Origin of the sequence: Sphingorhabdus lacus, from assembly GCF_009768975.1 — a bacterium.
Classification (GTDB): Bacteria; Pseudomonadota; Alphaproteobacteria; order Sphingomonadales; family Sphingomonadaceae; genus Sphingorhabdus_B; species Sphingorhabdus_B lacus.
The window spans coordinates 1,132,742-1,157,108 of the sequence record NZ_CP035733.1 but is presented as its reverse complement, the minus strand read 5'-3'; the positions used below and the strand labels follow the sequence as shown (position 1 = coordinate 1,157,108).

Genomic DNA, 24,367 nt, shown 5'->3' with positions numbered 1-24,367 from the left:
GCGACCGATAAGGTCTCGAACGGATCAGAATGAAGGTGGATTATAGATGAAATCCTGTTTGATAGTCGATGACAGCAAGGTAATCCGCAAGGTAGCGCGGCATATCCTTGAAACAATGCAGTTTGACGTGGCGGAAGCTGCTGACGGCAAGGAAGCGCTCGACCATTGTGCGCAAACCACACCGGACGTTATATTGCTCGACTGGAATATGCCGATCATGAGCGGCATGGATTTCTTGCGCGCCTACCGGTCATCCGTAGCGTCTCCGATGGCCAAGGTTATTTTTTGCACAACCGAAAATGGCATTGGTCATATCAAGGCGGCAATCGATGCCGGGGCAGACGAATATGTGATGAAGCCGTTTGACCGCGAGACACTTGAGGCCAAGCTGCAAATCGTCGGCTGTATCTAAAGGCAGTTGACGGTGACGGTCACGCACCAACTATCTGGCGCAACGCCAGACCCGGATGTGGCGCCTATCCGCGTTATGCTGGTCGATGATAGTGTGGTGGCCCGCTCCATTTTTGCGCGTGTGCTTGGCCAGCACAAACATATCGAAATTGTATGCGAAGCGCCCGATAGCGACGTCGCACTCGAACATCTGGAGCATAAGGATGTCGACATCATCCTGCTCGATATTGAAATGCCCAAGCGCTCCGGTCTCGATGCGCTGCCGGACATTTTAGACAAGTCTAATGGCGCGCGGGTTCTGGTCGTTTCGGCTTTTGCGGAAGAAAACGGCCCTGCCGCATTGAATGCCTTGTCGCTAGGCGCCTGTGACACATTGGCCAAACCGGGGCGCTCCGGATTCTCGGGACGCTTTTCGGAAATTCTCATTGATAAGGTGGTCCGCCTCGGCCGGACCGCACGCCAGCATAACCGTAGCGAAGCTGTGGTCACCGCAAAGCTGGCGGTGGAATATCAACAGATTGTAAGGCCAAAATGCATCGCGATTGGCGCGTCGACGGGGGGTATTCCGCCAATCTACGAAATCATCCGCAATCTCGATCCGGCATTGGATTGCCCGATTTTCATCACGCAGCATTTGCCCGACGCCTTCATGCATTTTTTCGCCCGGCAATTGGGCGGACTGACAGATCGTCAGGTCTCTGTCGCGACAGCGCAAGAGCCTGTGCAAAACGGACATATTTATATCGCACCTGGCGATGCCCATCTCGTGTGCCGACGCGAGCGGCATGGCGTGATCCTCGACCGGCTCGAAGAATTTACCGAAAGCCGTTACTGCCCGTCAGTTGACGCGATGTTCCAGTCACTCGCGCGCATTTATGGCGCTGGATGTCTGGGCATTGTTTTTAGCGGTATGGGCAATGATGGCGCTAGCGGTGCTGAAGATATTATCGAAGCAGGCGGAACCACTTTGGTTCAGGATGTTGAAACATCTGTGGTCTGGGGTATGCCCGGCGCCGTTGCTAAAGGTGGCTTCGCCAGTGCGATATTGGCGCCCCACGAAATGACCGACTTACTTGGCCGTATTGCGAAAGCGGCATGAGTATGACCCAGCCCAAAGCCTATGCGTCGCTGTCGGCGCTTTTGGAAAAGCATACCGGGCAGACATTGTTGGCCAACCGGCACTGGCGCATCGACATGGCTTTGAAGCCGTTGATGCGCGAAAATTCAATCCCTGATCTCGATACGCTGATTGGCTTGATAGAAATTGACGCAGACCCCAAATTGACGAGCGCCTGCGTAGAGGCGATGATAAACAACGAAACCTGTTTTTTTCGGGATCAGGCAAATTTTGCTCTACTGACTGGTCCGGTATTGGATATGCTGCGCGAACAGCGCATGGCGAGTAAAAAGCTGCGTATCTGGTCGGCGGCCTGTTCGACAGGGCAAGAACCCTATTCTCTGGCAATGGCTATTCAGGAAAATGCGGAAAAATGGCGGGGATGGACGATCCAGATCATCGCCACCGATATTTCGACTTCCGCGCTCACGCAGGCGCGGGCAGGGCGCTATTCCCAATTTGAAATCCAGCGCGGCTTACCTGTGATGCAGATGCTGCGTTATTTCGACCAGGATGACGAAGACTGGGTAGCCAAGGACAATCTGCGGCGCGCCGTTACCTTTTCCGAACATAATATGCTGCTACCGGCTCCGCATTTCGGCAAGTTCGATGTTATCCTTTGCCGCAATATGCTCATGTATCTGGGCGAAGATAAGCGGGTGCAGGTACTAGATGCCATTGCGGCGCGCATCGCCGATGACGGCATATTGATGCTCGGTGCCGCGGAAACCGTGATTGGACAAACGCAAAAGTTCAAATCGAGCCCCGAATTTCGCGGCTTTTACGAGCCGATGACCCGGGCTGCGACCCAAAGCATGATCGCGCAACACCGCTTCGGCTGATATTGCGCCAACCCGTTGCTTTGCCTATGGTTAGGCCATGACCATGATCTGGAACCCATCGCCCAATTTCGGCGAACGTACCCTGCCTATCACGATGCTGGTTCTGCATTACACCGGAATGCCGACGGGCGCCGCTGCGATTGACTGGCTCGCTAACCCCGCATCCAAGGTTTCGGCGCATTATGTTGTCGATGAAGATGGGCAGTTGGTTCACATGGTTCGCGAAGAACAGCGCGCGCAGCATGCCGGACTGTCTTATTGGCGCGGCATTACCGATTGCAACAGCGCCAGCATCGGGATCGAGATTGTCAATCCAGGGCATGAATTCGGTTACCGTCCATTTCCCGAAGCGCAGATGGATACGGTTACGCGCCTCGTCGCCGAACTCGTTAAAACCTACGGCATCGATCCAAGGAATGTTGTGGGCCACAGCGATGTCGCGCCCACGCGCAAGGAGGATCCTGGTGAATTGTTCGATTGGGCACGTTTGGCAAAATTAGGGCTGGCGGTGCCACGGCCGAGCGAAAAGCTCGTCGATCCCGGTTGGACCGACGCAGCCTTTCTGCTGGCGCTGGAGCGCTATGGCTACAGCGTGGCCGATGGCCGTGCTGCCGTGGTCGCGTTTCAGCGTCGTTTCCGGCAGGAAAATATCGATGGTGTGATCGACGGCGAAAGCCGCGCAATATTGTGGAGCCTGCTCTTGGCCTATGAAGGCGGGGGTGCTACATAGTCCGTGCCAGAGGGTTGGGCGACCGCCGCTTCACGGGTAACTGTGTTGGGGAGGAAAGTCCGGGCTCCAGCGAGGAACGGTGCCGGATAACGTCCGGCTGAGGTAACTCAAGGGAAAGTGCCACAGAAATCATACCTCCGCATTGCGATGCGGTAAGGTCGAAATGGTGCGGTAAGAGCGCACCGCGTTGCTGGTAACAGGAACGGCACGGCAAACCCCACCGGGAGCAAAACCGAATAGGGGCGGCACATGGCATCCTCCTGCCAGTCGCCCGGGTTGGTTGCATGAGCGGCGCAGCAATGTTCCGCCTAGATGAATGGTCGCCCAATCGCCTTCGGGCGGTGGACAAAACCCGGCTTATAGACCCTCTGGCTTTTTACCCCATGCCCAATAGGCCATGGCAAAGATAGCGACGATCAGTGCTTCAATCGCTATCGGTGCGCCGACGCGTGGGCCAAAACCGTCTATCGCAAGGCTGACAAAGCGGCCGACCAAGGCGCTGCCGACAAGTACCATCGCGGCCAATGCCCATGTTCTGCTTTGTTTGGCTGCGGCGATAAATGCGAACAGAGCGATCGCCAAAAACAAGCCGCCGACATCGGCACGCACATTGGCGCGCCCGACTTCCCCGAGCGCCTGCATGCCACGTTCAACAGGCAAATGCTGCAACCGGAACCAGTGTGGCCCCACGCCTAGCAACGCCATCAGACCGATGATACCTACTAAAATTCTCGAAATCAGCGCCATAGTTCCCCCCGTTTACGCTTACGTCACATTTACTTATCCTATCGATTATGGTCTGTGTCGACGCAAGAGGCCAATTTGTTTGAGGGGTAAGTTCATGTCGATAATCGATCGTGCGAAGAATATAATTTTGAAGCCCGCTGAAGAGTGGAATGTGATTGCGGACGAACCAGCTACGGCTAGCGGGCTTTTCACGGGCTATGCCATGATTTTGGCGGCCATTCCTTTGGTTGCCGCAGTTCTGTTCACGGGTGTCTTTGGAATTACGGCGGCCGGACTTGGCGGAATGGGCGGCGGCATGATGGCGATGGGCTTTAGCGCGATCACCACCATGGCGTTATTGGGTTATGTGCTTTCCTTGGTCACACTTTATGTGATGAGCATTATCGTCAACGCGGTGTCCCCCAGCTTTAACGGCAAATCGGATATCGTGCAGTCAACCAAGTTGATGACCTATGCGTCGACCCCCACTTGGGCCGCTGGCTTGGTAAGCTGGATCCCGATTTTGGGAGGTCTCATTTCACTCGCGGCTATCGCGTATGTTGTATACCTGATCTATCTGGGTTTGCAGCCTGTTCTGGGTGTTCCAAAAGAGAAGGTCGCTGGCTTCACCGTTGTCATCGTACTGATATATATCGTGCTGTCGCTGGTGGTTTCAGGTGTGATCGCGGGTCTGCTGTTCACGACATTTTTTGGCGCTGGTATGATGGGCGGCGCACTCACCGGCGCATAAAAAGCATATAGCGCTCTAGCAATATCTCCATGCCGTCGCTAAGTCGGCGGCATGGTTCGATCCACGCGAAAAAATGACTGGGGATTTCCCCGCTGGCGCGGCTATGGCAGCAGCAGTGACGCGCAGCAGGTGCGGCTTTGCGACCGGCATGGCTGCGCCAAAGCGGGCAATTGCCCGGCACCCAAATCACCCAATAATCCGGACCGCTGGATGTTCTGCGAAGAACATGCCGCCGAATATAATCGCGGCTGGGACTATTTTGAGGGCCTGACTAAAGAAGAGGCGGAGCAGCGCGAAGCCAATGAGCGGCGCGATGCATCAGGCTATAAGGAAGCCGCCCATTATGGCTGGGCAGGGTCCGGCGACGGCAGCCGGACTCGCGACGAGATGCATGCCCTTGATATTCTGGGCCTCGACAGTGATTCCACCTTCGAAGATGCCAAAAAAGCCTGGCGCAAAATTGCCAAGGAAACCCACCCCGACGTCAACCCCGGAAATGCCGACGCGGCCAAGGCTTTTCAGGCCGGGCAAGCCGCGTATGACGTCTTGCGCGTTGCCGAGGAGCGGCGGGAGTGGAAGGGTTAAGGGCTTGCACGACGAAAAGTGCAGGCGCATAGGGCGCGCGTGATTCGCACATTTTTGCCTTTCCGGAACCTGGCTGCTGCACTGATCGTGCTCGCGCTGGCGGTGCGCATTGTCCTTCCTGCGGGCTTTATGCCGTCCAGTGAGCGTGGTTTCGCGCTGACCATCTGTACCGGCATGGACACGCAGACGGTCTGGATGGACAAATCAGGCAAGCTGCACAAAGAAGACCCGGCCAAGGGTAAATCGGTCGAACATCAGCCCTGCGCCTTTGCAGGTGCCGCGATGGCCGGCGATGCTCCCGCCGACACAGTCTTTATCGCAATGCCGCCCGTCGCAACGGCGGTTCCCGTATTTGCGATGCGCGAGATTTCGGTCGGTCACGGCCTCGCCGCGCCGCCGCCACCGGCCATAGGCCCACCGTCCTACATCTAAACCTCAGGGCTGCTTTGCGGCCTTTCTCCCGTTTAGAATTAGGAAAAAACCATGAATATCAAAAGCTTTTTGCGTGCCACTTCGGCATGCGCCCTTACCGTTACGCTTGCCCAGAATGTTGCCGCCGAAGAGGCTGCCGATCCCACGATCATTGTGACCGGCCGCGCTGCGTCTGACGAAGCAGAAGAGCGGGCCACCAAGACTCCTGGCGGCACAGACATTGTCAGCCATGAAGATTATGCCGACAAGACCATAGTTTCCCTGCGCGATACGCTCGCCTTTTCGCCCGGTGTCTACACGCAGCCGCGCTTCGGGCAGGAGGTCCGCATCTCGATCCGCGGATCGGGCCTTTCGCGCGGGTTCCATATGCGCGGCCTGACGCTGCTGCAGGATGGCATTCCTATCAATCTGGCCGATGACAATGGTGACTTCCAAGAATTGGAGCCGATCTTTTTCGACCATCTTGAAGTCTATCGCGGCGCCAACGCCCTACGTTTCGGATCTGGCACTTTGGGCGGGGCGATCAATGGCGTCACGCCAACCGGCGACAATGCGCGGGGCCTGTATTTGCGTGGCGATGTCGGCAGCTTCAACTTTTACCGCGGTCTTGCATCCTATGGAGCAGGTGACGAAAATGCGAACGTCTGGGCGGCGATCAGCGCCGATAGCCATGACGGTGACCGCCAGCATGCGCGGCGCGATTCCATCCGTTTTAATGGCAATGTGGGCTTACGTATTTCGGATGTGATCTCCACCCGTTTTTACGGAAGCGCGACAACGTTGGATCAGGAACTTCCTGGAGCCCTGAACGCAGCGAACGCACTGAACGTGCCGCGTACCGGCAATTTTGTCGGCGATCAGGCCCGCGATATCAACTCGATCCGCATCCAGAACCGCACGCGCTTTGATTGGGGGCAGAGCCGCCTTGATGTCGGTGCGTTCCTGAATGCCAAGGAACTATATCATCCTATTTTCCAGGTGGTCGATCAGGTGTCGACCGATCGGGGCGTGTTTGCGCGCTATGATCGGGAAGGGGAAGGGTGGAGCCTGACTCTGGGCGGCGAATCGCGTTGGGGTACGATTGATGCGAAACGGTTCGTCAATGTGAACGGCAAACGTGGTGCCCTTACATTTGACGCAGACCAGACGGCACGCACATCGAATATCTACGGCGAAATCAGGTTCAGCCCGGTCGCGCAATTGACTCTGGTCGCAGGTGGTATTTATGCCGATGGCTTCCGCAAGCAGGCGCAGATCGTCCCGACAGCCGTTACCGGCAGTGCCTCTTTCAATGCCTTTTCGCCGAAAGCGGGTCTCTTGTGGGAACCGACCGCTGACGTCCAGTTCTTCGCCAATTACAGCAAATCCGCCGAGTTTCCGACCTTTGTGGAATTGGCACAAATAGCAGCGTTCGTGCCGGTAAAGGCCCAGACCGCCTGGACCGGGGAAATCGGTACACGCGGCAAGGCGGGTTGGGCCAGCTGGGATGTTGCTTTCTACCGTGCGTCGGTGACGCGCGAAATGCTGCAGTTTACCGTCGGCCCGGACATCCCCGCCTCGACGTTCAACGCGGACAAGACACGGCATCAGGGCGTCGAAGCGGCGTTCAGCGCAGAACCAACCGACTGGCTCCGTTTCCGGCAGATTTGGCAATATTCCGACTTCCGTTTCGTGAACGATGCCCAATATGGCAATAACCGCCTACCTGTTGTTCCCAAGCATGTTCTTCGGTCGGAAGTGCGGATCGGCAGTGATGATCTGCACATAGCGCCGAATCTGGAATGGGTGCCACAAGGTGCATGGGCCGATTACCGCAACACGACGCGTACTTCGAGCTATACGCTGCTTGGCATTTCGGGCAGCGCACGCGTGCTGGATGGTGTGGATCTGTTTGTCGACGCGCGCAATCTGACGAACGAGAAGGCGATTGGGGACGTTTCCGCAGCGATCCTGGCAACGCCTGCGTCGGTCATCTACTACCCCGTTGAACGCCGTGCCATTTATGGCGGCATTCGCGCGCGCTTTTAAGGGAGGGCATTATGGAAGCGACATCCTTTTACCGCACGATCTGGCGCTGGCATTTTTATGCCTCGCTGTTCGTGATGCCGCTCGTGCTGCTGCTGGCGACGACGGGTGCGATCTATTTGTTCAAGCCGCAACTGGATCGATGGGAGGAGCGGGCCTTTTCCGGCCTGCTAACCGACCAAGCGGTGTCGCCTAACGCGCAACTGGGGGCCGTCATGGCGGCAAATCCTGATGCGCAATTCCACGGTTATCGCTTGCCCGAAAGGGCAGGCGATGCCGCGGTGATCCATATCGGCCTCGCCGACGGTCGGTCGATGCGCGATGTCTATGTGTCGCCGCAGGGCAAAGTTCTCGGCAGTGTCGATCCGGAAAGCCGCATTTCCGCCACGGTATCGCGTATCCACGGCTCGCTATTTCTGGGTAAGGTCGGCGACTGGATTGTGGAGCTGGCAGCGTGCTGGGCGATCGTGATGATCATCACAGGCCTCTATATGTGGTGGCCGCGCGGGCAGGGGCTGGCCGGTGTGGTCTGGCCCCGGCTACAGCGCGGGCAACGCGCGTTCTTGCGCGATCTGCATGCCGTCACAGGATTCTGGGTATCAGGGCTAGCACTTGTGTTGCTGACCACGGGTTTGCCTTGGGCGAGCGTCTGGGGCGACGCATTCCGTTTGGCGCGCACCGAACTGGGACTGGTGCAAGGGGCGCAAGATTGGAAAACCGGAGCCGCAGCGCCCCATGCCGAACATGACCATGAAGCCATGATGAAGATGCAAGCCGCCGGTGTGCCGTTGGTGGCGCTTGGGGATATGGTCCGCAAGGCCGAAGCCGAAAAGCTGCCGCATCCGGTCTGGGTCAAGCCACCAGGTGCACCCGAACGTTTTGGTCCGCCCGCGGCCATGGCATGGACGGTGAAGTCGGAGGCGCAGAACCGGCCGCTTAACCGGACCATTACGTTCGATATGGCAACTGGTGCGGAAATGTCGCGCACAGGGTTCGCCGACAAACATGTCATCGACCGTGCCGTGAATTATGGCATTGCCTGGCATGAAGGTCAGCTGTTCGGATGGATCAACCAGCTGGTGGGTGTGCTGACCGCAGTTGCGCTAATCACCCTGACGGTAACGGGTTTCCTGATGTGGCGGAGGCGCAAGCCTGCGGCTTCCCTGGGTGCCCCGCCAATGCCGTCGGCAACGCACAAGATGCGGGGTGCGGCCATAATCCTGGTCGTGTTGGCGGTGCTGCTGCCGTTGCTGGCGGCTTCATTGCTGCTACTCTGGTTGTTTGACCGCTTGCTGTTGCCGCGCCTTCCATCGCTGGCGCAATGGCTCGGCGTGCGGTCGGCTCAGCCGGCGTAGCGCGCGGCGGTTTCGCGGATTAGCGCGATCATATTGGGGATGCCCTGCGTCCTGTTCGAACTCAGCTGGTTTTTGAGGTCGAACGGGGCGAGGGCGCCCTCGATATCTGTCTTGCCGATTTCGCCGGCGGACTTGCCTTCGACGGTTTTCAGCACGAGCGCGATAATGCCTTTGGTGATTGCGGCGTTACTGTCAGCGAGAAACGATAATTTGTCCGCATCGGTAACCGGATAAACCCACACGCTCGCCGAACATCCGCGCACCAACGTCGCATCGGTTTTAAGCGCGTCGGGCATTGCGGGCAATTCTTTGCCAAGGTCGATCAGCAAACGGTAACGGTCGTCTGCGTCCAGAAAATCATATTCTTCAAAAATGTCGTTCAGAGCGCTCATGTCGCGCCCCGCTTATGGCGGCAGGGCTCAGATATCAATCCCTGCCGCAATAGCTTCCAGCTTTTTCACACGTTCTTTCAAATCGGCGACTTCGATCCGTGAGGTAGCCGACGGCACCGGAGCATCGCTGCCCTGCCGCGCAAGGTCGAGTTCGGCATGCTTTAGCGCAATCCAGTCGCGCCAGCCGCGCAAACTCAGCGTGGAGACAATACCGACGCACAGGACGGCAAAGGCACCTACGATGATATAGAAATTAGGATCCTGTGGCATGGTTCCTTCCTTTCCTTCCTTCTTCGCGTCCGCCTTAGCGGTTACGCAATTCCTCTATCTGACGGTTGAGATCTGTGGCGCTGTTATTGTCGGTCGCGATCCGTTCAAGAACCTGAATGCGATCCTTCAGCGTGCGGATCTCCTCCCGCATGTGATTGGCGTCTGGATCATCCAGCATTCGTTGTTGACTGCCGCCCATCTCCATCTCTTTTTGTTTGTGTTTCGACCAAATAGCGAAACCACCAAGAATGAACGGTGCAAGCGGTATTAAAATCCACAATTCATCGAACATCGTTACACTTCCTCTTTTTCGATCCGTGAAACGGGGGGTTCACGGAGACTTTCTATCGCGTGGGCGACTTCGTACCCGCTGTCGGTAATGATCCGTTCGAGCACAGCAACCCGTTCTTCCAACACGGCTTGCTTGCTTGCATATTGGGCTGCCTTTTCGGCGATCATTTCGGCTTCCACGGCCATGCGCTGCTCCTTCAGCTTGAACCAGGGCTTCACAAAAACTCCACCAAATATCGCGAGTAGCCCGCAGGATATTCCAAGAATGGGTATCAGGAGAGGGTTGATGTCCATCAATCCTGCCTCCTAATTTGACGGGCCGCGAAGTGCGTCGATTTCCGCGGTCAGCCTGTGGCTATCGTCAACAACGATCTTCTCGATATTGGCGAGCCGGTCTTTGACTGAACCTAGCTCTGCGCGCAGTTGGGCATTTTCCTGGCTCAGCAGGCGAACCCGTTCGATCGCTTCCTGGTCATTTTTCGGATAGACTGCCTGACCCCAGGCTCCATCCAGCGGATAACCGTTTTTGATGCGCAACCATGTGGTCGCGACCCATCCTGCCACACCGACTACGGTGATGAGCGTGATTGGCATTGCGAGCTTCATTAAGCCTTCGACTAAAGTAGGATCAGCCATGATTATTCCCTCCCTTCGCGTTTAGCGTAGTTTCTCGATTTCTTCCGACAGGCGTCCCGCCTTGTCGGTGACGATGCGTTCCAGAACCGCAATGCGCTCTTCCAGATTGCCGACCTTGCCGTTCAGCGATTCATTTTCGTTGCTCAGCAGGGTAATTTTGCGTTCGGCATCGACATCGACCTTCGGTGTCATTCCACCCCACTCATTTTCAAGTGGGTAGCCGTGGCGTGCCCGGATCCAGTTGTTGATAATCCATCCGGCGGTGCAGATCATGACGATCGCGACGATGAAAGATGGGCCTCCAAAACTCATGCTATGTCCTTCCAGGGTAAACGGCGGGTCACCGGTTTAATGTCCGAATTGCGATACTCGACCCGCCAGTTGCGTTGGTCGGCATCCCGTTTTTTCTTGGCGAAGTGCCGGTAAGCAAACCAGGCAATCAGGCCGAGGACGATCAAAGTGAACATGGTATTTCCTCCTTTGCGCGCTGCTTAACGCAGGCGTTCAAGCTCTTGATTTAAGCTCATATGGCTATCTGTCGTGATGCGTTCCATCACCGAAAGGCGTTCTTCGAGCCTTAGCATCTGGCCGCGCATCACCTCATTCTCGTTGCTCAACAACTCGGTTTGGCGGCTCGGCGTGATGCCTTCCGACTTGAGGGCTGCTTTAACCTTGCGTCGTCCGTACCACTGTATTGTCAATGTGCAGATGGTTCCGATCCCCATTCCAAAGAATGTTGTCAGAAAAAATGCATCGGCTTCCATTATCTATCCCTCCCAATAACCGCGCTTAGCGCAGGCTTTCGATTTCGTCGGCCAGCTGCTTGTTGTTGCTGACATAATAGAGTTCGACATCGGCAAGGCGGTTGTCGATTTCCCGGAAGCGCGAGCGAATGTCGCGCGTTGTGCGGGCAGGGGATTGCCGGACGCCTTGCCAGAATTTCTGGTCGTCATTGTCGACATAAAGGTGGATCGGCTTTTTGTTGGCGAACCACGCGGCGCCGAAATAGGCGACCAACGTCCAGGGGAAACCGCCCGCCAGTGTCAGGATGACTGCGCCGAGACGGACCCAGAGAACATCCACACCGGTATAGTCGGAAATCCCCGCGCACACGCCTTTCCATTTGGCATTTTGCTTGTCGAGATAGAATTGTGTGTGTTTGCTGCTCATCTCAACGGTTCCTTTCCAGCCGGCGGATATTTTCTGCGGTATAATCTTCTGCTTCATGGTCGATGCGGCGCGGTGTGAAATTGGGGTTTTCCTGCCCAACAAGACGTTCCACCGTATCCATGCGATCTTCCAGGCGGCGGGCGAGTTCGTACATTTCGCCCAAAAGCCGTTCGTCATCATTGGTCAGCGTCGCAGCCGTTTTCCATTTCGTGACGTGATGCAGGATGAGCCATGGGAGGCCGAGAAAGAGGATGCCAACAACAATCGGCACCATGATGACTTCACCGTCCATAATCTCAACCCTCCTTCTTCGCGTCTTGCTTCATGGCTTTTTTCATCGCCTCCAGTTCGGCATCGACGACATCGAAGGATTCGAGGGCGGCGATTTCGTCACCAAGAGTGCGTGGGGCGTCGCTGCCGATAGCCAGTGAGTCTGCATAGCCTTGGGCTTCGTCAACCCGGCGCTCCAGCACGTCAAAGCGGGAAAAGGCTTCGCGGACCTTGTCACCATTGTACATGGTGCGCAGCTTGACCTGATTTTCCGCACTTTCGAGGCGGGTCATCAGCGCGTTCTGGCGGCTGCGGGCATCGGCAAGCTTTTTCTGAAGCTTGTGAATATCCTGCTCCGATGCTTTCAGGGCATCGTTGAGAACATCGACTTCAGCGGTCAGCTGGTCCTTCATGTCGGTGGCCTTGCGCTTTTCGAGCAAAGCCGCCTTGGCGAGGTCTTCACGACCCTTCGACAGCGCCAGATGCGCCTTGTCCGTCCAATCCGCCTCAAGGGTGTTCAGCTTGTCGATATGGCGACGCAGTTCTTTCTGGTCGGCGATCGTGCGCGCGGCAGAGGCGCGGACTTCGACAAGGGTTTCTTCCATCTCGAGGATGATCATACGGATCATCTTTGCCGGGTCTTGCGACTTGTCGAGCAAGTCGGTGACATTGGCGGCGATGATGTCGCGGGTTCGTGAAAAAATGCCCATAGGGTAACTCCGGTTATGACTTGTTCTGTACGTGTCTTCAAAAATTGGGGCGACCGGGGCTAGGGGGGAGCTGGGGGACCCCGGTCGCGGGCTCACGAAGTCAGGCAAGATAGCTGACGACGATAGGCCGTTGGGAGTGGGTGTATGCATTGACCTGGTTATCTTCCTGGTGATTGAACACCGAAATCGCATAGCTGGTGAAGATCATGGACATGGACAAGGCCACGGCCACCCAGAGACGGCTTTCGCTTTCTTTGAAGCTTTCCTGTGCTTTGTGTTCGGTGTTCATTTTGGTCTTCCCTTTGTTTGCTTTGCCTGCTTTTGCCGGCTTGCAAACAGTATTGCAGGGAGCGTGCCAATTTCAGTTTTTCGCGGAAATTAGCCAGTTTTTCATATTTATCGCCCATATCGACTAGTAAATATTGCTATTAGGTGGTGAAATATGCCAATCTTTAAAAATGGAGCGTGATAGCCATCAATTTATCGGGCAATCGTCCGCCTTTCTGGACGCGGTGGAGCGTGCCAGCCGCGCTGCGCCGCTGAACCGGCCTGTGCTGGTGGTTGGCGAACGGGGGACGGGTAAGGAATTGATCGCCGAGCGTCTACACCGCCTCAGCTCCCGCTGGGACGGGCCGCTGGTGACGATGAACTGCGCTGCCCTGCCCGAGACCCTGATCGAAGCGGAATTGTTCGGGCATGAGGCAGGCGCCTTTACGGGTGCCACGCGCTCTCGCGAGGGACGCTTTGAAGAGGCGGATGGCGGGACGCTATTCCTCGACGAGCTGGGCACGCTTAGCATGGGTGCACAGGAACGGTTGCTGCGCGCGGTGGAATATGGCGAGGTGACCCGCATCGGATCCTCGCGTCCCGTCCGCGTCGATGTGCGCATCGTTGCGGCGACCAACGAACATCTGCCCAATATGGTCGAGGCCGGAAAATTCCGCGCTGACCTTTTGGACCGGCTCTGCTTCGAAGTCGTGACCTTACCCCCGCTGCGGGTGCGGGAGGGCGATGTCGAGGTGCTGTCCGATTATTTCGGACGGCGTATGGCGGCGGAACTGGGCTGGGATGGCTGGCCCGGCTTTGGCGAGCTGGCACGGCGGGCGATGGAAAACCATCTGTGGCCGGGCAATGTGCGCGAGCTGCGCAATGTCGTCGAACGCGCGGTCTACCGTTGGGCGGACCCGAGCCAGCCGGTGGACTATATCCAGTTCGACCCGTTCGACAGCCCGTGGCGTACCGGCATTGCCGCAGCCGCACCGACCAACGCGCCGACGAGCAAGGACAACGAAACCGCCGAGCCGCGCTATTCGACCGATTTGAGTCAGATGGTGGACGTCTCCGACTTTCGCGAGGCGACCGAGAAATATGAAAAGGCGGTGCTGGAACAGGCGCTGGCCAAATGCCGCTATAATCAGCGCCAGACCGCAAAGGCGCTCAACCTCAGCTATGACCAGCTAAGGCACACGCTAAAGAAACATGATCTGTTGAGCTAAAAAATCCCCCTCCGTTTAGGGAGGGGGATCTTGTTTTGCGTTACGCGCAAAGTGGGGCGGTCAATCAGCCGCCGTTGGCGCTGACCATGCAGTAGAGCATCGGGATCGACAGAAGCGTGTTCAGGCGCGACGTCATCATGGCGGTGGTGGCCGCCTTTGCCTTGGTTGCATCGTCGGCCTCGACAATGCCCAGCGCCTTTTTCTGGTTCGGCCAGATGATGAACCAGACGTTGAACGCCATGATCACCGCAAGCCACATGCCGATACCGATCAGCTTGAACGGATCCTGCAGGGTGAATGCCTGATGCGCATAACCGGCAAGAACCGACACGATCAGACCGGTCAACACTGTCAACGCCGCGCCCCAGCGGAAGAAGAACAGAGCCGCAGGCGCGATATGCTTCGATACGCCGGGTTTCAGTTCGGCCGGAATTTTGGGCATGGTCGGGATCTGCACAAAGTTGAAATAATAGAGCAGACCAATCCACACGATACCAAAGAAGGTGTGCAGCCAGCGGGTAACAGCATGCGCGGTCACTTCATCGGCACCGTGCACCGAAAACATGACGGCAAATGCCAGCACCAGTCCGGTCAGCAGCACCAAATGCAAATTTCCAAAAAACTTCGCCATTCCAAATCCCCTATATTGAACGTCTTTATGCCCTCAGACTAGCCAAGCGCGGGTTGTCTTACAAGCCGGGCGTGCCCCCATCTTTTGTTTCATCGCCCAAATTCAAACCATGCCGCAAGAGCATGGGGATGTTCGCCATCGCGAACAAAAAGGTTAGCGCGGGCAGACCGAATGTTTTGACGGTGATATATTGGTCGCTGGTCAGCAACGGGATCATCGCCTCGTTCAACCCGGCAAGAACCAGAAAAAAGATGCCCCAACTGAGGGACAATTTCAGCCAGCCTTGCTCGCTCAGCCCGTCATAGGCCTGCTCCAGAAGATATTTCAGCGCGGGCTTTGACCGCAGCCAACCGATCAGGATGATCGCGGCAAAGAGCAGATAGACTGCCGTTGCCTTATGCTGGATGAACCCGAAATCACGGAACCACAAGGTCAGCGCGCCGAACCCGATAACGAACACCGCCGACATCTTCATCATGGGCGAGATGCGTCCGATTTTCCATTTCGATACGATCATGGCGATTACAATCGCGACCATGAAAGCCGCCGTACCGGCCAGAGGCCCTTGCACGGGGTCGGTGTCGGAATGGCCGAAACGCGAACCCAGAAAGAAGATAAGCAACGGCCCGAAATCGAGCGCAAAGTTAAGCAAGCCCGAGGGCTTTTTTGCCGTTGGTTCGGATGTCATTGCGCACCGCCGCTAATCGCGCGGGCGAGATCCTGCGCGTTGAAGGGGCGCAAGTCATCGATGGTTTCACCGACGCCGATGGCATGGATCGGCAGGCCGAACTGCTTGGCTGCTGCAACCAATATACCGCCGCGCGCGCTGCCATCCAATTTGGTCATAACGAGGCCGGTAACATTGGCGACTTCCTTGAAAATCTCGATTTGCGACAGGGCGTTTTGCCCGGTCGTGGCATCCAGAACCAGCACGACATCATGCGGCGCCTCAGGATTGAGGCGGCCGAGGACGCGGCGGATTTTGGCGAGTTCGTCCATCAACTCGCGCTTGTTCTGCAGCCGTCCTGCGGTGTCGACGATCAGAACATCGATACCTTCGGCCGTAGCGCGCTTGACCGCGTCAAACACCACCCCTGCGGCATCGCCGCCTTCAGGGCCGGTCACAATCGGTACGCCGATACGGTCCGCCCAGACCTTCAACTGTCCAATGGCCGCGGCGCGGAATGTATCGCCTGCGGCAAGCATGACGCCATAATCCTGCTCCAGAAACAGATGGGCCAGCTTGGCGATGGTTGTCGTCTTGCCGGACCCGTTCACACCGATCACAAGGATAACTTGGGGCCGTGGAAACGCATCGATGTCGAGCGGTTCGGCGACGGGCGCCAGAACGGCGGCAATTTCATCTTCTACAATTTGCCGGATGCCTTCGGCATCAATGCCTTTTTCAAAACGTCCGGCGGCAATTTTTTCCCGGATTTGCGCGGCCATCGCCGGACCCAGATCCGATGCGATCAACGCATCTTCAATCTCGTCCAGATCCTCGGTGTCCAGCTTCGCCTTGGTGACCAGACCGGTGATATTGTCGGTCAGCTTGCTCGATGTCTTTTTGAGCCCGCCAAACAGCCGGTCTTTCCAACCTGCTTTCTCCTCGCTCATGCAATGACCTCTGCGTGCAACATACCGTCCTTTATCTCTATTATGCGGGCCGACACGGTGCTGCCTTCGGGCATTGGCCTGTTGAGACCCACATAAGCAAAATTTTCGGCATGACCAGCACGACCACCTTTTTCGACGGCAATTTTCTGCACCGAACCGGTCAACCTGTCGAGCCATGCGCTGTGTTCGGCGGCGACCGCTTCGCGTAGCGCCTTGGCACGCGCCTTGATCTGATCTGCCGGGACTTGCGGCATTTTCGCGGCGGGCGTTCCCAATTTGGGGGAGTAGGGAAATATATGCCCATGCACGATCTGGCATTGGCGGACCAGATCGAGACTGTTCTGGAACATCGAATCATCTTCGGTCGGAAATCCGGCAATGATGTCGGCACCTATTGCGACTTCAGGACGCAAGGCTTTCATCCGCGCAACCAAGTCGATGGCCATTTCACGGCTATGCCGGCGCTTCATCCGCTTCAGGATCATATTGTCGCCTGCCTGCAGCGACAGGTGAACATGCGGCATCAGGCGCGGTTCACCAGTCAGCAGCGCAAACAGGCGCTCGTCAATCTCAACGCCATCGATGGACGATAAGCGTAGCCGTTCCAGATCAGGAACAAGCTTTAAAATCCGCTCCACCAGCAGGCCCAGATTGTCTTTTCCGGGCAGATCAGGGCCATAGCTTGTAACATCGACACCGGTCAGCACGACTTCCTTAAAGCCTTTGTCGACCAGAGTGCGGATATGCTCGACCACGCTGCCCGCCGGAACCGAGCGGCTGTTGCCGCGACCATAGGGTATGATGCAAAAGGTGCAGCGATGGTCGCAGCCATTTTGTACCTCGACAAAGGCCCGGGTCTTTCCCGAATAGGCGGTGACCAGATGCGGCGCGGTCTGCTGCAACGTCATGATGTCGGATACGACGACGGGACGGTCGGGGCTCTGCACGATCTGGTTGAGCAAAACGGGGTCCTGTTTTTCGGCATTGCCAAAAATAGCCGAGACTTCGGGCATATTGCGGAAGGTTTCGGGCTCCACCTGTGCGGCGCAGCCTGTGACCATGATGCGGGCATCGGGGCGTCGTTTGCGCGCTTGCCGGATTGCTTGCCGGGTCTGGCGCACGGCTTCATTTGTCACCGCGCAGCTGTTGACGATGACGACATCATCCTGATCCGCCAGCTGTTCGGCGAGCGCGTTGCTTTCCGCCAGATTGAGTCGGCATCCCATGCTGATGACTTCAACCTTGCTCACCCGAAATCGTCCCAGTCGACTTCGCCCATGAAAACATAAGTCGCCCCGCCGGTCATTTCGATCAGCCCGCCCGGTTCCCAGCCTATGGTCAAACTGCCCCCAGCCTGATTGACGGTGACAGGTGAGGCTACCTTACCTTGCCGGATGGCGGCGACTGCCGTGGCACATGCGCCCGTGCCGCAGGCCCGTGTTTCACCGACGCCGCGTTCCCAGACGCGCAAGAACAGAGCCCCGTCCCGGACCGACGCGACATTGACGTTTACGCGTTCGGGGAAGGCGGCGTCATGTTCGATTTGTGGCCCCAGATGAAGCAAATCGATCGCGTCTTTATCGTCGACAAAAAAGACCGCGTGGGGATTGCCGACATTTACCGCCATCGGGTTTGCCAGTTCATCCCAAGCCATGGGCATGGCTGCGCTATCCATCGCGAATGCGAGTGGAATATCCTGCCAGTCGAAACGGGGGGGCGGCATTTGGAGCGTAATACGGTCTTCGTGGTAGGCGCCGTCGATCTTTCCGCCGTCGGTTTCGATCGTTGCATCCTGCCCGAGCAGCGATACGACACACCGCGTCGCATTTCCGCAGGATTCGACTTCACTGCCATCCTGATTGAATATCCGCATCCGGACCGTCGCCATATCGGAGGGTTCGAGAAGGATCAGTTGGTCGCAGCCAATTCCGGTTTTTCGGTCAGCCAAAGCGCGCGCGCGCGCTGTGGTCATCTCCACAGGGGATGTCCGGGTATCAATGATTATGAAATCATTGCCCAGTCCATGCATTTTATGAAAGTTACCACGCGCCATGCCGCGCGATTTAGGGGCAGTGTGCGCTCAAGTCCAGAATTCATCCAACGTCCCGCAGGACATTTACGCTATCAGGACGCCTTGCGCTCCTCATAGTCGTCAGGCCGTACGGCTTCAGAATTGCTATGGCGACGTCGGTTGGTAATCAGATCTTTCTGCGTCAGCATCGTGCGAACCTGATCAATATTCATCGGTTGACCGAAATACCAACCCTGTCCCTTGGTGCAGCCAAGTGCTTTCAACTTGGCGATGCTTTCTTCATCCTCAATGCCTTCGGCCGTAATTGGCACGTCCAGGCTGGCGCCAAGTCCGGCGATAGCGCTGACAATTGCGGCGCTCTCGGCATTTTCGAACATGGAGGATACAAAGCTGCGGTCAATCTTGATCCGGTCGAACGGCAACGCACGCAAATGGGCGAGCGAGCTATAACCTGTGCCAAAATCATCAAGCGCGATGCGGATGTCCTGATTTTTAAGGCTTCCGACAATCGATTGGGCGAGGCTCAGATTCTTGAACAGCGAGCTTTCGGTGATTTCGACTTCCAGACGGCTGGCCGGGAAGCCGGTTTCCACCAGCAGCTTGACGATTTTCTGGGCGAGCCACGGATCCTTCAACTGGACCGGCGAAATATTGACCGAGATGGTCAGCTTCGGGTCCCAGTTTTTCGCCTCAATCATGGCCTTGCGGATGATGCTCAGCGACAGGTCGCCAATCATACCGGTTTCTTCGGCGACGGGAATGAAATCGTCCGGGGAAATGAGCCCGCGAACGGGTGAGACCCAGCGAGCCAGCATTTCAAATCCGACCAGTTCACCGGTATTGAGGTCTATCTGCTGTTCGAAATAGGGCACAAATTCGTCATTGGGTATGGCAGCACGAATGTCGCCTTCCAGAGAATTGCGCGACCGCAACTCGACCTCCATGCCGCTTTCAAACCAGCTATAACCGTTCCGCCCATTTTTCTTGGCAGCGTACAGCGCGATGTCGGCCCGGCGGATCAGCATGTCGATTGAATCGCAATCAAGTTCCGGGCGGCTTATGCCGACCGAAGCGGTGACGGTCTGTTCGCTGTCGGAAATGGATACGGGGCGGGCAAGGGCATCGACCAGATCTTCGGCAATGCGATCGACCGATTCCGGATATTCCGGTTCAAACACGACGCATATGCCAAACTCGTCACCACCCAGTCGGGCGATCACGCTGCTCGGCGGAACGACATCGCGCATCCGGTCTGCAACTTCGCGCAGCAAGAAATCGCCGCTGTCATGGCCATACAGATCGTTGATTTTTTTGAACCCATCGAGGTCCACCATCAAAAAGGCGATGGATTTGCCACGACGCGAGGCGCGGGCGCTGAGTTCGGAAGTCTTTTCCTTGATTGCGCGGCGGTTGAACAAATTGGTCAATGGATCGGTCATGGCCAGATGCTGCGCCCGTACTTCCGCCTTGCGGTATACGTCGATTTCATCGCTCAGCACGCTCGTCCGGCGCCAGATCAGCAGGATCAGGGCAATATTCAGCAACAAAGCGGTGACCATGACTTGGTCGGTGCCCTTTTGATTGTCACCGATGATCGAACGAACTGTTTGTGCGCCGACTTCACCACCAATTGCTACAAACATGGCAATCGCTGCGAACATGACGAAGCCGTACATGACACGGCGGCCCTTGCCCTCCCGTGCCACTTTCGGCAACGTCACCTTCTCTGCCTCAGATGGTTGTAGTTCCATAGCTTTTGCGCATTCCAATCATGCACGTGCATGCACTTGGAAAGGTCAAGATTTGATTAAATTCGGTTCAGTATAAACTTGAAAAACGGGCAGGGCGGCGCGGTTGCGCAAAGATTCTTGCATTTGGCATATAATCAGACTAAGGACCCGCTCATCGGGCGAAGGCTCGTATCTGAAATTATGGAAAATCAATCTTTTCCAGGCTGGTCGGCGAAGTTTCGCTCACCGGCTTTTTGTTCGTTTATGCCCGGAAACGGGTATTTTGGTAAGGAAGACGCATGTTTGACAAGCTAAGCGACCGGTTAGGGGGGGTGTTTGACCGCCTGCGTGGTCGCGGTGCGTTGAACGAGGCTGATGTCCGCGAAGCAATGCGCGAAGTGCGCGTCGCTTTGCTGGAAGCCGACGTGGCCCTGCCAGTTGTCCGGGAATTTGTGGACAAGGCGACCGAAAAGGCCGTTGGCCAGTCGGTCCTGAAATCGGTCACTCCCGGCCAGCAAGTCGTCAAGATCGTCAACGATGCGCTCGTCGAGATGTTGGGTGCGGAGCAGAGCGACCTGAATTTGGCGGTTGCGCCGCCGGCGATCATCATGATGGTCGGTCTGCAAGGCTCGGGTAAAACCACCACGACCGCGAAAATCGCGAAGATGCTGAAGGCGAAGCAGGGCAAAAAGGTCCTGATGGCGTCGCTCGACGTTAACCGCCCTGCCGCGCAGGAGCAGCTTGCAACGCTCGGAACGCAGACCGAAGTCGCGACCTTGCCGATCGTGCAGGGGCAGCAGCCCGTCGACATCGCCAAGCGCGCGATGCAGGCCGCAAAGCTGCAGGGCTTTGATGTGCTGTTGCTCGATACGGCTGGACGCCTCCACGTCGACCAGCAGCTGATGGACGAAATGCAGGCGGTGGCGAAGGTTTCGACGCCGCAGGAAATACTGCTCGTCGTGGACTCGCTGACGGGCCAGGATGCCGTCAATGTCGCCAAGAATTTCGGCGAGCGGGTTGATCTGACCGGTATCGTGCTGACCCGTATGGACGGCGATGCGCGCGGCGGTGCGGCGCTTTCGATGCGCGCGATCACCGGCAAACCGATCAAATTCGCGGGTGTTGGCGAAAAGCTGGACGCTATCGAAGCGTTCAACCCTGAGCGCGTTGCGGGCCGCATCCTCGGCATGGGCGACGTCGTTGGTCTGGTCGAGCGGGCGGCGGAAATCGTCGACAAGGACGAAGCCGACAAGCTCGCCGCGAAAATGGCCAAGGGCCAGTTCGACATGAACGACCTGCGCATGCAGTTCCGCCAGATGACCAAAATGGGTGGTCTTGGCGCGTTGGCGGGGATGATGCCCGGCATGAAAAAGGCCAAGGCGGCCATGGACGCCAGCGGCATGAACGACAAGTTGCTGGTCCATATGGACGCCATCATTGGCTCCATGACGCCAAAAGAGCGGGCGAAGCCGGAATTGCTGAACGCCAAGCGGAAAATACGCATCGCCAAGGGCTCGGGCATGACGGTGCAGGATGTGAACAAGCTGATCAAGATGCACCAGGAAATGGCCACCGCCATGAAGCGCATTCGCAAGATGGGCGGGCTGAAGGGCCTGGCTGCGATGTTTGGCGGCAAGGGCGGCGCAGATCTGGGCGGGGCGATGGAGGGTATGCACGGCCTGCCTCCCGGCGCGATGCCGCCGGGAATGGGCGGAATGCCCGGTATGGGCGGAGGAGCAGGCGGACTTCCCCCTGACCTCGCACGACTTCTTAGTAAAAAGAAATAAGTTTCGGATTTAATATAATTTAATACCAGAAAGGTGAGTTAGTTTTATGGCATTATCCATGCGTTTGTCACGCGGCGGTTCCAAGAAGCGTCCTTATTACAAAATCGTCGTAGCCGACGCCCGCGCACCGCGCGACGGCAAGTTCATTGAACGTATCGGCAGCTACAACCCGCAGCTTCCCAAGGACAGCGACCTGCGCGTTGTGCTGGACGGTGAGCGTGCGAAGCATTGGTTGGCCGCAGGCGCGCAGCCTTCGGACCGCGTTGCCCGTTTCCTCGACGCCGCAGGTGTCAAGGAGCGCAAGTCGAAGACCAACCCGAACAAGGGTGAGCCTGGCCAGAAAGCCAAGGATCGCGCAGAAGACAAGGCTGCCAAGGCCGCTGAAGCTGCCGAAGCCGCTGCTGCCGCCGCCGCTGCGCCTGCACCTGAGCCAGAGCCCGAAGTAGTCGAAGAAGCTCCCGCTGCAGAAGAAGCAGCCCCGGCTGAAGCGGTTGCTGAAGAAGTGCCTGCCGCTGAAGAAGCTGCGCCCGCAGCCGAAGAAGCACCTGCTGCTGAAGAAGCTGCACCTGCAGCCGAAGAAGCTCCGCAAGAAAAGGCAGAGGGCTAAGCCTTGCCGAACACCACCGTCACGCTGGCCGCCATTTCGGGCGCGCATGGCGTGACGGGTGAGGTGCGGTTGAAGCTGTTTGCCGACAGCATCGACAGCCTCAAACAGTATAAAAGCTTCAATGATGGCGCGCTGACGGTCAAATCGCTGCGCCCCACCAAAGACGGCGCCATTGCGCGCTTTGCCGAAATCAACGATCGCAACGCAGCGGAAAAGCTGCGTAGCACCCTGCTGACCGTCCCACGCGAGGCTTTGCCGCCGTTGGGTGAGGGCGAATATTATTACAGCGACCTGCTGGGGCTGCCCTGCGTGTCCACCGAAGGCACGGACCTTGGCACCTGCATCGCCGTCGAAAATTTCGGTGCGAGCGACGTGCTGGAAATCCAATTGCCACCCGAAGACGGTAAACCGGGCAAAAAATTCATGGTGCCTATGACGAAAGAGGCCGTGCCCGAATGGGGCGACCGCATCGTTATTGATGCCGACTTTGTAATATGAGCTTTCACGCCCAAATTCTGACGCTCTACCCCGAAATGTTTCCGGGGCCGCTTGGCGTGTCGCTGGCGGGACGGGCTTTGGAGGAAGGCAAATGGTCCTGCGCACCCATCCATATCCGCGATTACGCCACGGACAAACACCGCACGGTTGACGATACACCGGCTGGCGGCGGGGCAGGGATGGTGCTGCGCGCGGATATATTGGCGGCGGCTGTTGACGACGCCCTTGCACGGCAGCCGACTGCACCGATCCTCGCCATGACCCCGCGCGGCGCGCCTATAACCCAAGCACGCATCCGCGCGTTGGCTTCGGGCCCCGGTGTGACCGTGCTATGTGGTCGTTTCGAAGGCTTTGACGAGCGTCTTTTCGACGCGCGGCCGCAGATCGAGCAAGTGTCGATGGGCGATATCGTGCTTTCCGGCGGGGAAATTGGCGCTTTAATGCTGTTAGACGCTTGCATTCGGCTGCTTCCCGGCGTAATGGGCGCGACTTCCAGCGGTGACGAGGAGTCCTTTGAACAAGGATTGCTTGAATATCCGCACTATACCCGACCCAGTGATTGGGAAGGGCGGATGATCCCTGAAGTGTTGCGATCGGGGGATCATGCGAAAATCGCCGCCTGGCGGAAACAAAGGGCGGAGGAAGATACTCGGTTACGCAGACCGGACCTTTGGGGGCGTTACAAGGACGCTCGGGTTCAGCCTGCCTCTAACGTGCAACAGAAGAATAAGGATTAAATGGGGCATGAACCTCATCCAGACACTCGAAGCCGAAGCCATCGCGGCACTGGCAGAAAACAAGAAAATCCCGGCGTTCCGCGCGGGTGACACCGTTAAGGTGGGCGTGAAGGTTATCGAAGGTGACCGCACGCGTATCCAGAATTACGAAGGCGTTTGCATTGCGCGTTCGAATAAGGGAATGGGCTCCAACTTCACCGTACGCAAAATGTCGTTCGGCGAAGGCGTTGAGCGCGTTTTCCCGCTGTACAGCCCGAACATCGACAGCATTGAAGTTGTCCGTAAGGGTGTCGTACGTCGTGCGAAGCTTTACTATCTGCGTGGCTTGACCGGTAAGAAGGCGCGTATCGCCGAACGCCGCGACCCACGCACTATTAAGACCACCGAGGCTGCCGAATAAGGCAGGGGCTCGCTTACGTTCTTAAACCGAACATGAAAGGCCGGGCTCCCACAAAGAGCCCGGCCTTTTTCTTTGTCGCTGATGCGGCATCCACACCCGTCACCCTGAACTTGTTTCAG

33 protein-coding genes and 1 other RNA gene are annotated in these 24,367 nt (G+C 57.2%); 16 read left to right on the top strand and 18 right to left on the bottom strand.

Annotated features, from left to right (window positions below):
* Positions 1-46 precede the first annotated feature (46 nt).
* The 10 genes from EUU25_RS05390 (at position 47) to EUU25_RS05345 (ending at position 8,974) form a co-directional block, all read left to right on the top strand.
* Positions 47-412, top strand: coding sequence for a response regulator (locus tag EUU25_RS05390; protein WP_158898987.1), 366 nt, complete (start codon positions 47-49; stop codon positions 410-412).
* 12 nt (positions 413-424) lie between these two features.
* Entirely contained in the window at positions 425-1,510 is a 1,086-nt protein-coding gene (gene cheB / locus EUU25_RS05385) for a chemotaxis-specific protein-glutamate methyltransferase CheB (RefSeq protein ID WP_158898985.1), read from the top strand.
* A 2-nt stretch (positions 1,511-1,512) separates the two neighbouring features.
* A complete protein-coding gene (locus tag EUU25_RS05380) occupies positions 1,513-2,370 on the top strand; it encodes a CheR family methyltransferase (RefSeq protein ID WP_246162922.1) in 858 nt (285 codons plus the stop codon).
* Positions 2,371-2,407: 37 nt separating this feature from the next.
* Complete coding sequence (locus EUU25_RS05375; protein ID WP_158898981.1) at positions 2,408-3,100, top strand: N-acetylmuramoyl-L-alanine amidase; 693 nt, start codon at positions 2,408-2,410, stop codon at positions 3,098-3,100.
* Between the two features lie 6 nt (positions 3,101-3,106).
* An RNA gene (rnpB, locus tag EUU25_RS05370) (RNase P RNA component class A) lies at positions 3,107-3,476 on the top strand.
* A gap of 465 nt (positions 3,477-3,941) precedes the next feature.
* Positions 3,942-4,577 (top strand): Yip1 family protein, encoded by a 636-nt coding sequence (locus EUU25_RS05365; RefSeq protein ID WP_158898979.1) that lies wholly within the window; start codon positions 3,942-3,944, stop codon positions 4,575-4,577.
* 51 nt (positions 4,578-4,628) lie between these two features.
* Complete coding sequence (locus tag EUU25_RS05360; protein ID WP_158898977.1) at positions 4,629-5,162, top strand: J domain-containing protein; 534 nt, start codon at positions 4,629-4,631, stop codon at positions 5,160-5,162.
* Between the two features lie 39 nt (positions 5,163-5,201).
* Positions 5,202-5,594, top strand: coding sequence for a hypothetical protein (locus EUU25_RS05355; RefSeq protein WP_158898975.1), 393 nt, complete (start codon positions 5,202-5,204; stop codon positions 5,592-5,594).
* A gap of 51 nt (positions 5,595-5,645) precedes the next feature.
* Positions 5,646-7,622 (top strand): TonB-dependent receptor family protein, encoded by a 1,977-nt coding sequence (locus EUU25_RS05350; RefSeq protein WP_158898973.1) that lies wholly within the window; start codon positions 5,646-5,648, stop codon positions 7,620-7,622.
* An 11-nt stretch (positions 7,623-7,633) separates the two neighbouring features.
* A complete protein-coding gene (locus EUU25_RS05345; RefSeq protein WP_158898971.1) occupies positions 7,634-8,974 on the top strand; it encodes a PepSY-associated TM helix domain-containing protein in 1,341 nt (446 codons plus the stop codon).
* On the opposite strand, the gene EUU25_RS05340 is transcribed toward EUU25_RS05345, so the two are convergent.
* The 12 genes from EUU25_RS05340 to EUU25_RS05285 all read right to left on the bottom strand — a co-directional run bounded on the left by EUU25_RS05340 (position 8,962) and on the right by EUU25_RS05285 (position 13,002).
* Entirely contained in the window at positions 8,962-9,366 is a 405-nt protein-coding gene (locus EUU25_RS05340; protein WP_158898969.1) for a SufE family protein, read from the bottom strand. The two genes, EUU25_RS05345 and EUU25_RS05340, sit on opposite strands and share 13 nt — an antisense overlap.
* A gap of 27 nt (positions 9,367-9,393) precedes the next feature.
* Positions 9,394-9,636 carry a hypothetical protein gene (locus tag EUU25_RS05335; protein ID WP_158898967.1) on the bottom strand — a complete coding sequence of 81 codons (243 nt, stop codon included), beginning with the start codon at positions 9,634-9,636 and terminating at the stop codon, positions 9,394-9,396.
* A 34-nt stretch (positions 9,637-9,670) separates the two neighbouring features.
* Positions 9,671-9,928, bottom strand: a complete 258-nt coding sequence (locus EUU25_RS05330) for a hypothetical protein (RefSeq protein WP_158898965.1) — start codon at positions 9,926-9,928, stop codon at positions 9,671-9,673.
* Between the two features lie 2 nt (positions 9,929-9,930).
* Positions 9,931-10,221, bottom strand: coding sequence for a hypothetical protein (locus EUU25_RS05325; RefSeq protein ID WP_187351294.1), 291 nt, complete (start codon positions 10,219-10,221; stop codon positions 9,931-9,933).
* A 12-nt stretch (positions 10,222-10,233) separates the two neighbouring features.
* Positions 10,234-10,533, bottom strand: coding sequence for a hypothetical protein (locus EUU25_RS05320; protein ID WP_158903147.1), 300 nt, complete (start codon positions 10,531-10,533; stop codon positions 10,234-10,236).
* A 51-nt stretch (positions 10,534-10,584) separates the two neighbouring features.
* On the bottom strand, positions 10,585-10,875 hold the full coding sequence (locus EUU25_RS05315) for a hypothetical protein (protein ID WP_158898963.1): 291 nt from the start codon (positions 10,873-10,875) through the stop codon (positions 10,585-10,587).
* Entirely contained in the window at positions 10,872-11,030 is a 159-nt protein-coding gene (locus tag EUU25_RS05310) for a hypothetical protein (RefSeq protein ID WP_158898961.1), read from the bottom strand. Before EUU25_RS05310 ends, EUU25_RS05315 begins: the two co-directional genes overlap by 4 nt.
* A gap of 24 nt (positions 11,031-11,054) precedes the next feature.
* Positions 11,055-11,327, bottom strand: coding sequence for a hypothetical protein (locus tag EUU25_RS05305; RefSeq protein WP_158898959.1), 273 nt, complete (start codon positions 11,325-11,327; stop codon positions 11,055-11,057).
* Between the two features lie 25 nt (positions 11,328-11,352).
* On the bottom strand, positions 11,353-11,733 hold the full coding sequence (gene pspC / locus EUU25_RS05300) for an envelope stress response membrane protein PspC (protein ID WP_158898957.1): 381 nt from the start codon (positions 11,731-11,733) through the stop codon (positions 11,353-11,355).
* A 1-nt stretch (position 11,734) separates the two neighbouring features.
* On the bottom strand, positions 11,735-12,025 hold the full coding sequence (pspB, locus tag EUU25_RS05295; protein WP_158898955.1) for an envelope stress response membrane protein PspB: 291 nt from the start codon (positions 12,023-12,025) through the stop codon (positions 11,735-11,737).
* Between the two features lie 4 nt (positions 12,026-12,029).
* Positions 12,030-12,713: a phage shock protein PspA gene (gene pspA / locus EUU25_RS05290; protein WP_158898953.1), complete on the bottom strand. Its 684-nt coding sequence runs from the start codon at positions 12,711-12,713 to the stop codon at positions 12,030-12,032.
* Between the two features lie 100 nt (positions 12,714-12,813).
* Positions 12,814-13,002: a hypothetical protein gene (locus EUU25_RS05285; protein WP_143775314.1), complete on the bottom strand. Its 189-nt coding sequence runs from the start codon at positions 13,000-13,002 to the stop codon at positions 12,814-12,816.
* A gap of 169 nt (positions 13,003-13,171) precedes the next feature.
* Here EUU25_RS05285 and pspF point away from each other — a divergent pair, with 169 nt between their 5' ends.
* Positions 13,172-14,209 (top strand): phage shock protein operon transcriptional activator, encoded by a 1,038-nt coding sequence (gene pspF, locus EUU25_RS05280; protein ID WP_158898951.1) that lies wholly within the window; start codon positions 13,172-13,174, stop codon positions 14,207-14,209.
* Between the two features lie 64 nt (positions 14,210-14,273).
* On the opposite strand, the gene EUU25_RS05275 is transcribed toward pspF, so the two are convergent.
* The 6 genes from EUU25_RS05275 to EUU25_RS05250 all read right to left on the bottom strand — a co-directional run bounded on the left by EUU25_RS05275 (position 14,274) and on the right by EUU25_RS05250 (position 20,240).
* Positions 14,274-14,840, bottom strand: coding sequence for a urate hydroxylase PuuD (locus tag EUU25_RS05275; RefSeq protein WP_158898949.1), 567 nt, complete (start codon positions 14,838-14,840; stop codon positions 14,274-14,276).
* Positions 14,841-14,898: 58 nt separating this feature from the next.
* Positions 14,899-15,528 carry an inner membrane-spanning protein YciB gene (locus EUU25_RS05270; protein ID WP_158898947.1) on the bottom strand — a complete coding sequence of 210 codons (630 nt, stop codon included), beginning with the start codon at positions 15,526-15,528 and terminating at the stop codon, positions 14,899-14,901.
* Positions 15,525-16,457 (bottom strand): signal recognition particle-docking protein FtsY, encoded by a 933-nt coding sequence (gene ftsY / locus EUU25_RS05265; protein WP_158898945.1) that lies wholly within the window; start codon positions 16,455-16,457, stop codon positions 15,525-15,527. The genes EUU25_RS05270 and ftsY overlap by 4 nt, the downstream gene beginning before the upstream one ends.
* The gene (gene mtaB, locus EUU25_RS05260) at positions 16,454-17,707 is read right to left on the bottom strand and encodes a tRNA (N(6)-L-threonylcarbamoyladenosine(37)-C(2))-methylthiotransferase MtaB (protein ID WP_158898943.1); all 1,254 of its coding nucleotides are present in this window, start codon (positions 17,705-17,707) and stop codon (positions 16,454-16,456) included. The genes ftsY and mtaB overlap by 4 nt, the downstream gene beginning before the upstream one ends.
* Positions 17,704-18,510 (bottom strand): diaminopimelate epimerase, encoded by an 807-nt coding sequence (gene dapF, locus EUU25_RS05255; RefSeq protein ID WP_158898941.1) that lies wholly within the window; start codon positions 18,508-18,510, stop codon positions 17,704-17,706. Before dapF ends, mtaB begins: the two co-directional genes overlap by 4 nt.
* Positions 18,511-18,581: 71 nt before the next feature.
* Positions 18,582-20,240, bottom strand: coding sequence for a putative bifunctional diguanylate cyclase/phosphodiesterase (locus EUU25_RS05250; RefSeq protein WP_158898939.1), 1,659 nt, complete (start codon positions 20,238-20,240; stop codon positions 18,582-18,584).
* Positions 20,241-20,518: 278 nt separating this feature from the next.
* On the opposite strand from EUU25_RS05250, the gene ffh reads away from it, so the two are divergent.
* Genes ffh through rplS form a run of 5 tightly spaced genes read left to right on the top strand, consistent with a single transcriptional unit; the run spans position 20,519 to position 24,248 of the window.
* A complete protein-coding gene (gene ffh, locus EUU25_RS05245) occupies positions 20,519-22,006 on the top strand; it encodes a signal recognition particle protein (RefSeq protein WP_158898937.1) in 1,488 nt (495 codons plus the stop codon).
* Between the two features lie 46 nt (positions 22,007-22,052).
* The gene (gene rpsP / locus EUU25_RS05240; protein WP_158898935.1) at positions 22,053-22,613 is read left to right on the top strand and encodes a 30S ribosomal protein S16; all 561 of its coding nucleotides are present in this window, start codon (positions 22,053-22,055) and stop codon (positions 22,611-22,613) included.
* A gap of 3 nt (positions 22,614-22,616) precedes the next feature.
* Positions 22,617-23,111: a ribosome maturation factor RimM gene (gene rimM / locus EUU25_RS05235; protein WP_158898933.1), complete on the top strand. Its 495-nt coding sequence runs from the start codon at positions 22,617-22,619 to the stop codon at positions 23,109-23,111.
* On the top strand, positions 23,108-23,848 hold the full coding sequence (gene trmD / locus EUU25_RS05230; RefSeq protein ID WP_158898931.1) for a tRNA (guanosine(37)-N1)-methyltransferase TrmD: 741 nt from the start codon (positions 23,108-23,110) through the stop codon (positions 23,846-23,848). Before rimM ends, trmD begins: the two co-directional genes overlap by 4 nt.
* 7 nt (positions 23,849-23,855) lie before the next feature.
* Complete coding sequence (gene rplS, locus EUU25_RS05225) at positions 23,856-24,248, top strand: 50S ribosomal protein L19 (RefSeq protein WP_143775326.1); 393 nt, start codon at positions 23,856-23,858, stop codon at positions 24,246-24,248.
* The last annotated feature ends 119 nt before the right edge of the window (positions 24,249-24,367 follow it).

Coding starts and splice junctions, on each gene's coding strand:
- EUU25_RS05340 (WP_158898969.1), bottom strand. CDS start 9,366: ATGAGCGCTCTGAACGACATTTTTGAAGAATATGATTTTCTGGACGCA.
- EUU25_RS05375 (WP_158898981.1), top strand. CDS start 2,408: ATGACCATGATCTGGAACCCATCGCCCAATTTCGGCGAACGTACCCTG.
- EUU25_RS05270 (WP_158898947.1), bottom strand. CDS start 15,528: ATGACATCCGAACCAACGGCAAAAAAGCCCTCGGGCTTGCTTAACTTT.
- EUU25_RS05380 (WP_246162922.1), top strand. CDS start 1,513: ATGACCCAGCCCAAAGCCTATGCGTCGCTGTCGGCGCTTTTGGAAAAG.
- EUU25_RS05315 (WP_158898963.1), bottom strand. CDS start 10,875: ATGAGTTTTGGAGGCCCATCTTTCATCGTCGCGATCGTCATGATCTGC.
- EUU25_RS05250 (WP_158898939.1), bottom strand. CDS start 20,240: ATGGAACTACAACCATCTGAGGCAGAGAAGGTGACGTTGCCGAAAGTG.
- EUU25_RS05275 (WP_158898949.1), bottom strand. CDS start 14,840: ATGGCGAAGTTTTTTGGAAATTTGCATTTGGTGCTGCTGACCGGACTG.
- pspC (WP_158898957.1), bottom strand. CDS start 11,733: ATGAGCAGCAAACACACACAATTCTATCTCGACAAGCAAAATGCCAAA.
- EUU25_RS05390 (WP_158898987.1), top strand. CDS start 47: ATGAAATCCTGTTTGATAGTCGATGACAGCAAGGTAATCCGCAAGGTA.
- ftsY (WP_158898945.1), bottom strand. CDS start 16,457: ATGAGCGAGGAGAAAGCAGGTTGGAAAGACCGGCTGTTTGGCGGGCTC.
- EUU25_RS05285 (WP_143775314.1), bottom strand. CDS start 13,002: ATGAACACCGAACACAAAGCACAGGAAAGCTTCAAAGAAAGCGAAAGC.
- EUU25_RS05350 (WP_158898973.1), top strand. CDS start 5,646: ATGAATATCAAAAGCTTTTTGCGTGCCACTTCGGCATGCGCCCTTACC.
- trmD (WP_158898931.1), top strand. CDS start 23,108: ATGAGCTTTCACGCCCAAATTCTGACGCTCTACCCCGAAATGTTTCCG.
- EUU25_RS05335 (WP_158898967.1), bottom strand. CDS start 9,636: ATGCCACAGGATCCTAATTTCTATATCATCGTAGGTGCCTTTGCCGTC.
- EUU25_RS05320 (WP_158903147.1), bottom strand. CDS start 10,533: ATGAAGCTCGCAATGCCAATCACGCTCATCACCGTAGTCGGTGTGGCA.
- EUU25_RS05310 (WP_158898961.1), bottom strand. CDS start 11,030: ATGTTCACTTTGATCGTCCTCGGCCTGATTGCCTGGTTTGCTTACCGG.
- EUU25_RS05330 (WP_158898965.1), bottom strand. CDS start 9,928: ATGTTCGATGAATTGTGGATTTTAATACCGCTTGCACCGTTCATTCTT.
- EUU25_RS05325 (WP_187351294.1), bottom strand. CDS start 10,221: ATGGACATCAACCCTCTCCTGATACCCATTCTTGGAATATCCTGCGGG.
- rpsP (WP_158898935.1), top strand. CDS start 22,053: ATGGCATTATCCATGCGTTTGTCACGCGGCGGTTCCAAGAAGCGTCCT.
- pspA (WP_158898953.1), bottom strand. CDS start 12,713: ATGGGCATTTTTTCACGAACCCGCGACATCATCGCCGCCAATGTCACC.
- EUU25_RS05365 (WP_158898979.1), top strand. CDS start 3,942: ATGTCGATAATCGATCGTGCGAAGAATATAATTTTGAAGCCCGCTGAA.
- EUU25_RS05360 (WP_158898977.1), top strand. CDS start 4,629: ATGGTTCGATCCACGCGAAAAAATGACTGGGGATTTCCCCGCTGGCGC.
- ffh (WP_158898937.1), top strand. CDS start 20,519: ATGTTTGACAAGCTAAGCGACCGGTTAGGGGGGGTGTTTGACCGCCTG.
- dapF (WP_158898941.1), bottom strand. CDS start 18,510: ATGGCGCGTGGTAACTTTCATAAAATGCATGGACTGGGCAATGATTTC.
- EUU25_RS05305 (WP_158898959.1), bottom strand. CDS start 11,327: ATGGAAGCCGATGCATTTTTTCTGACAACATTCTTTGGAATGGGGATC.
- EUU25_RS05345 (WP_158898971.1), top strand. CDS start 7,634: ATGGAAGCGACATCCTTTTACCGCACGATCTGGCGCTGGCATTTTTAT.
- pspB (WP_158898955.1), bottom strand. CDS start 12,025: ATGGACGGTGAAGTCATCATGGTGCCGATTGTTGTTGGCATCCTCTTT.
- rplS (WP_143775326.1), top strand. CDS start 23,856: ATGAACCTCATCCAGACACTCGAAGCCGAAGCCATCGCGGCACTGGCA.
- pspF (WP_158898951.1), top strand. CDS start 13,172: ATGGAGCGTGATAGCCATCAATTTATCGGGCAATCGTCCGCCTTTCTG.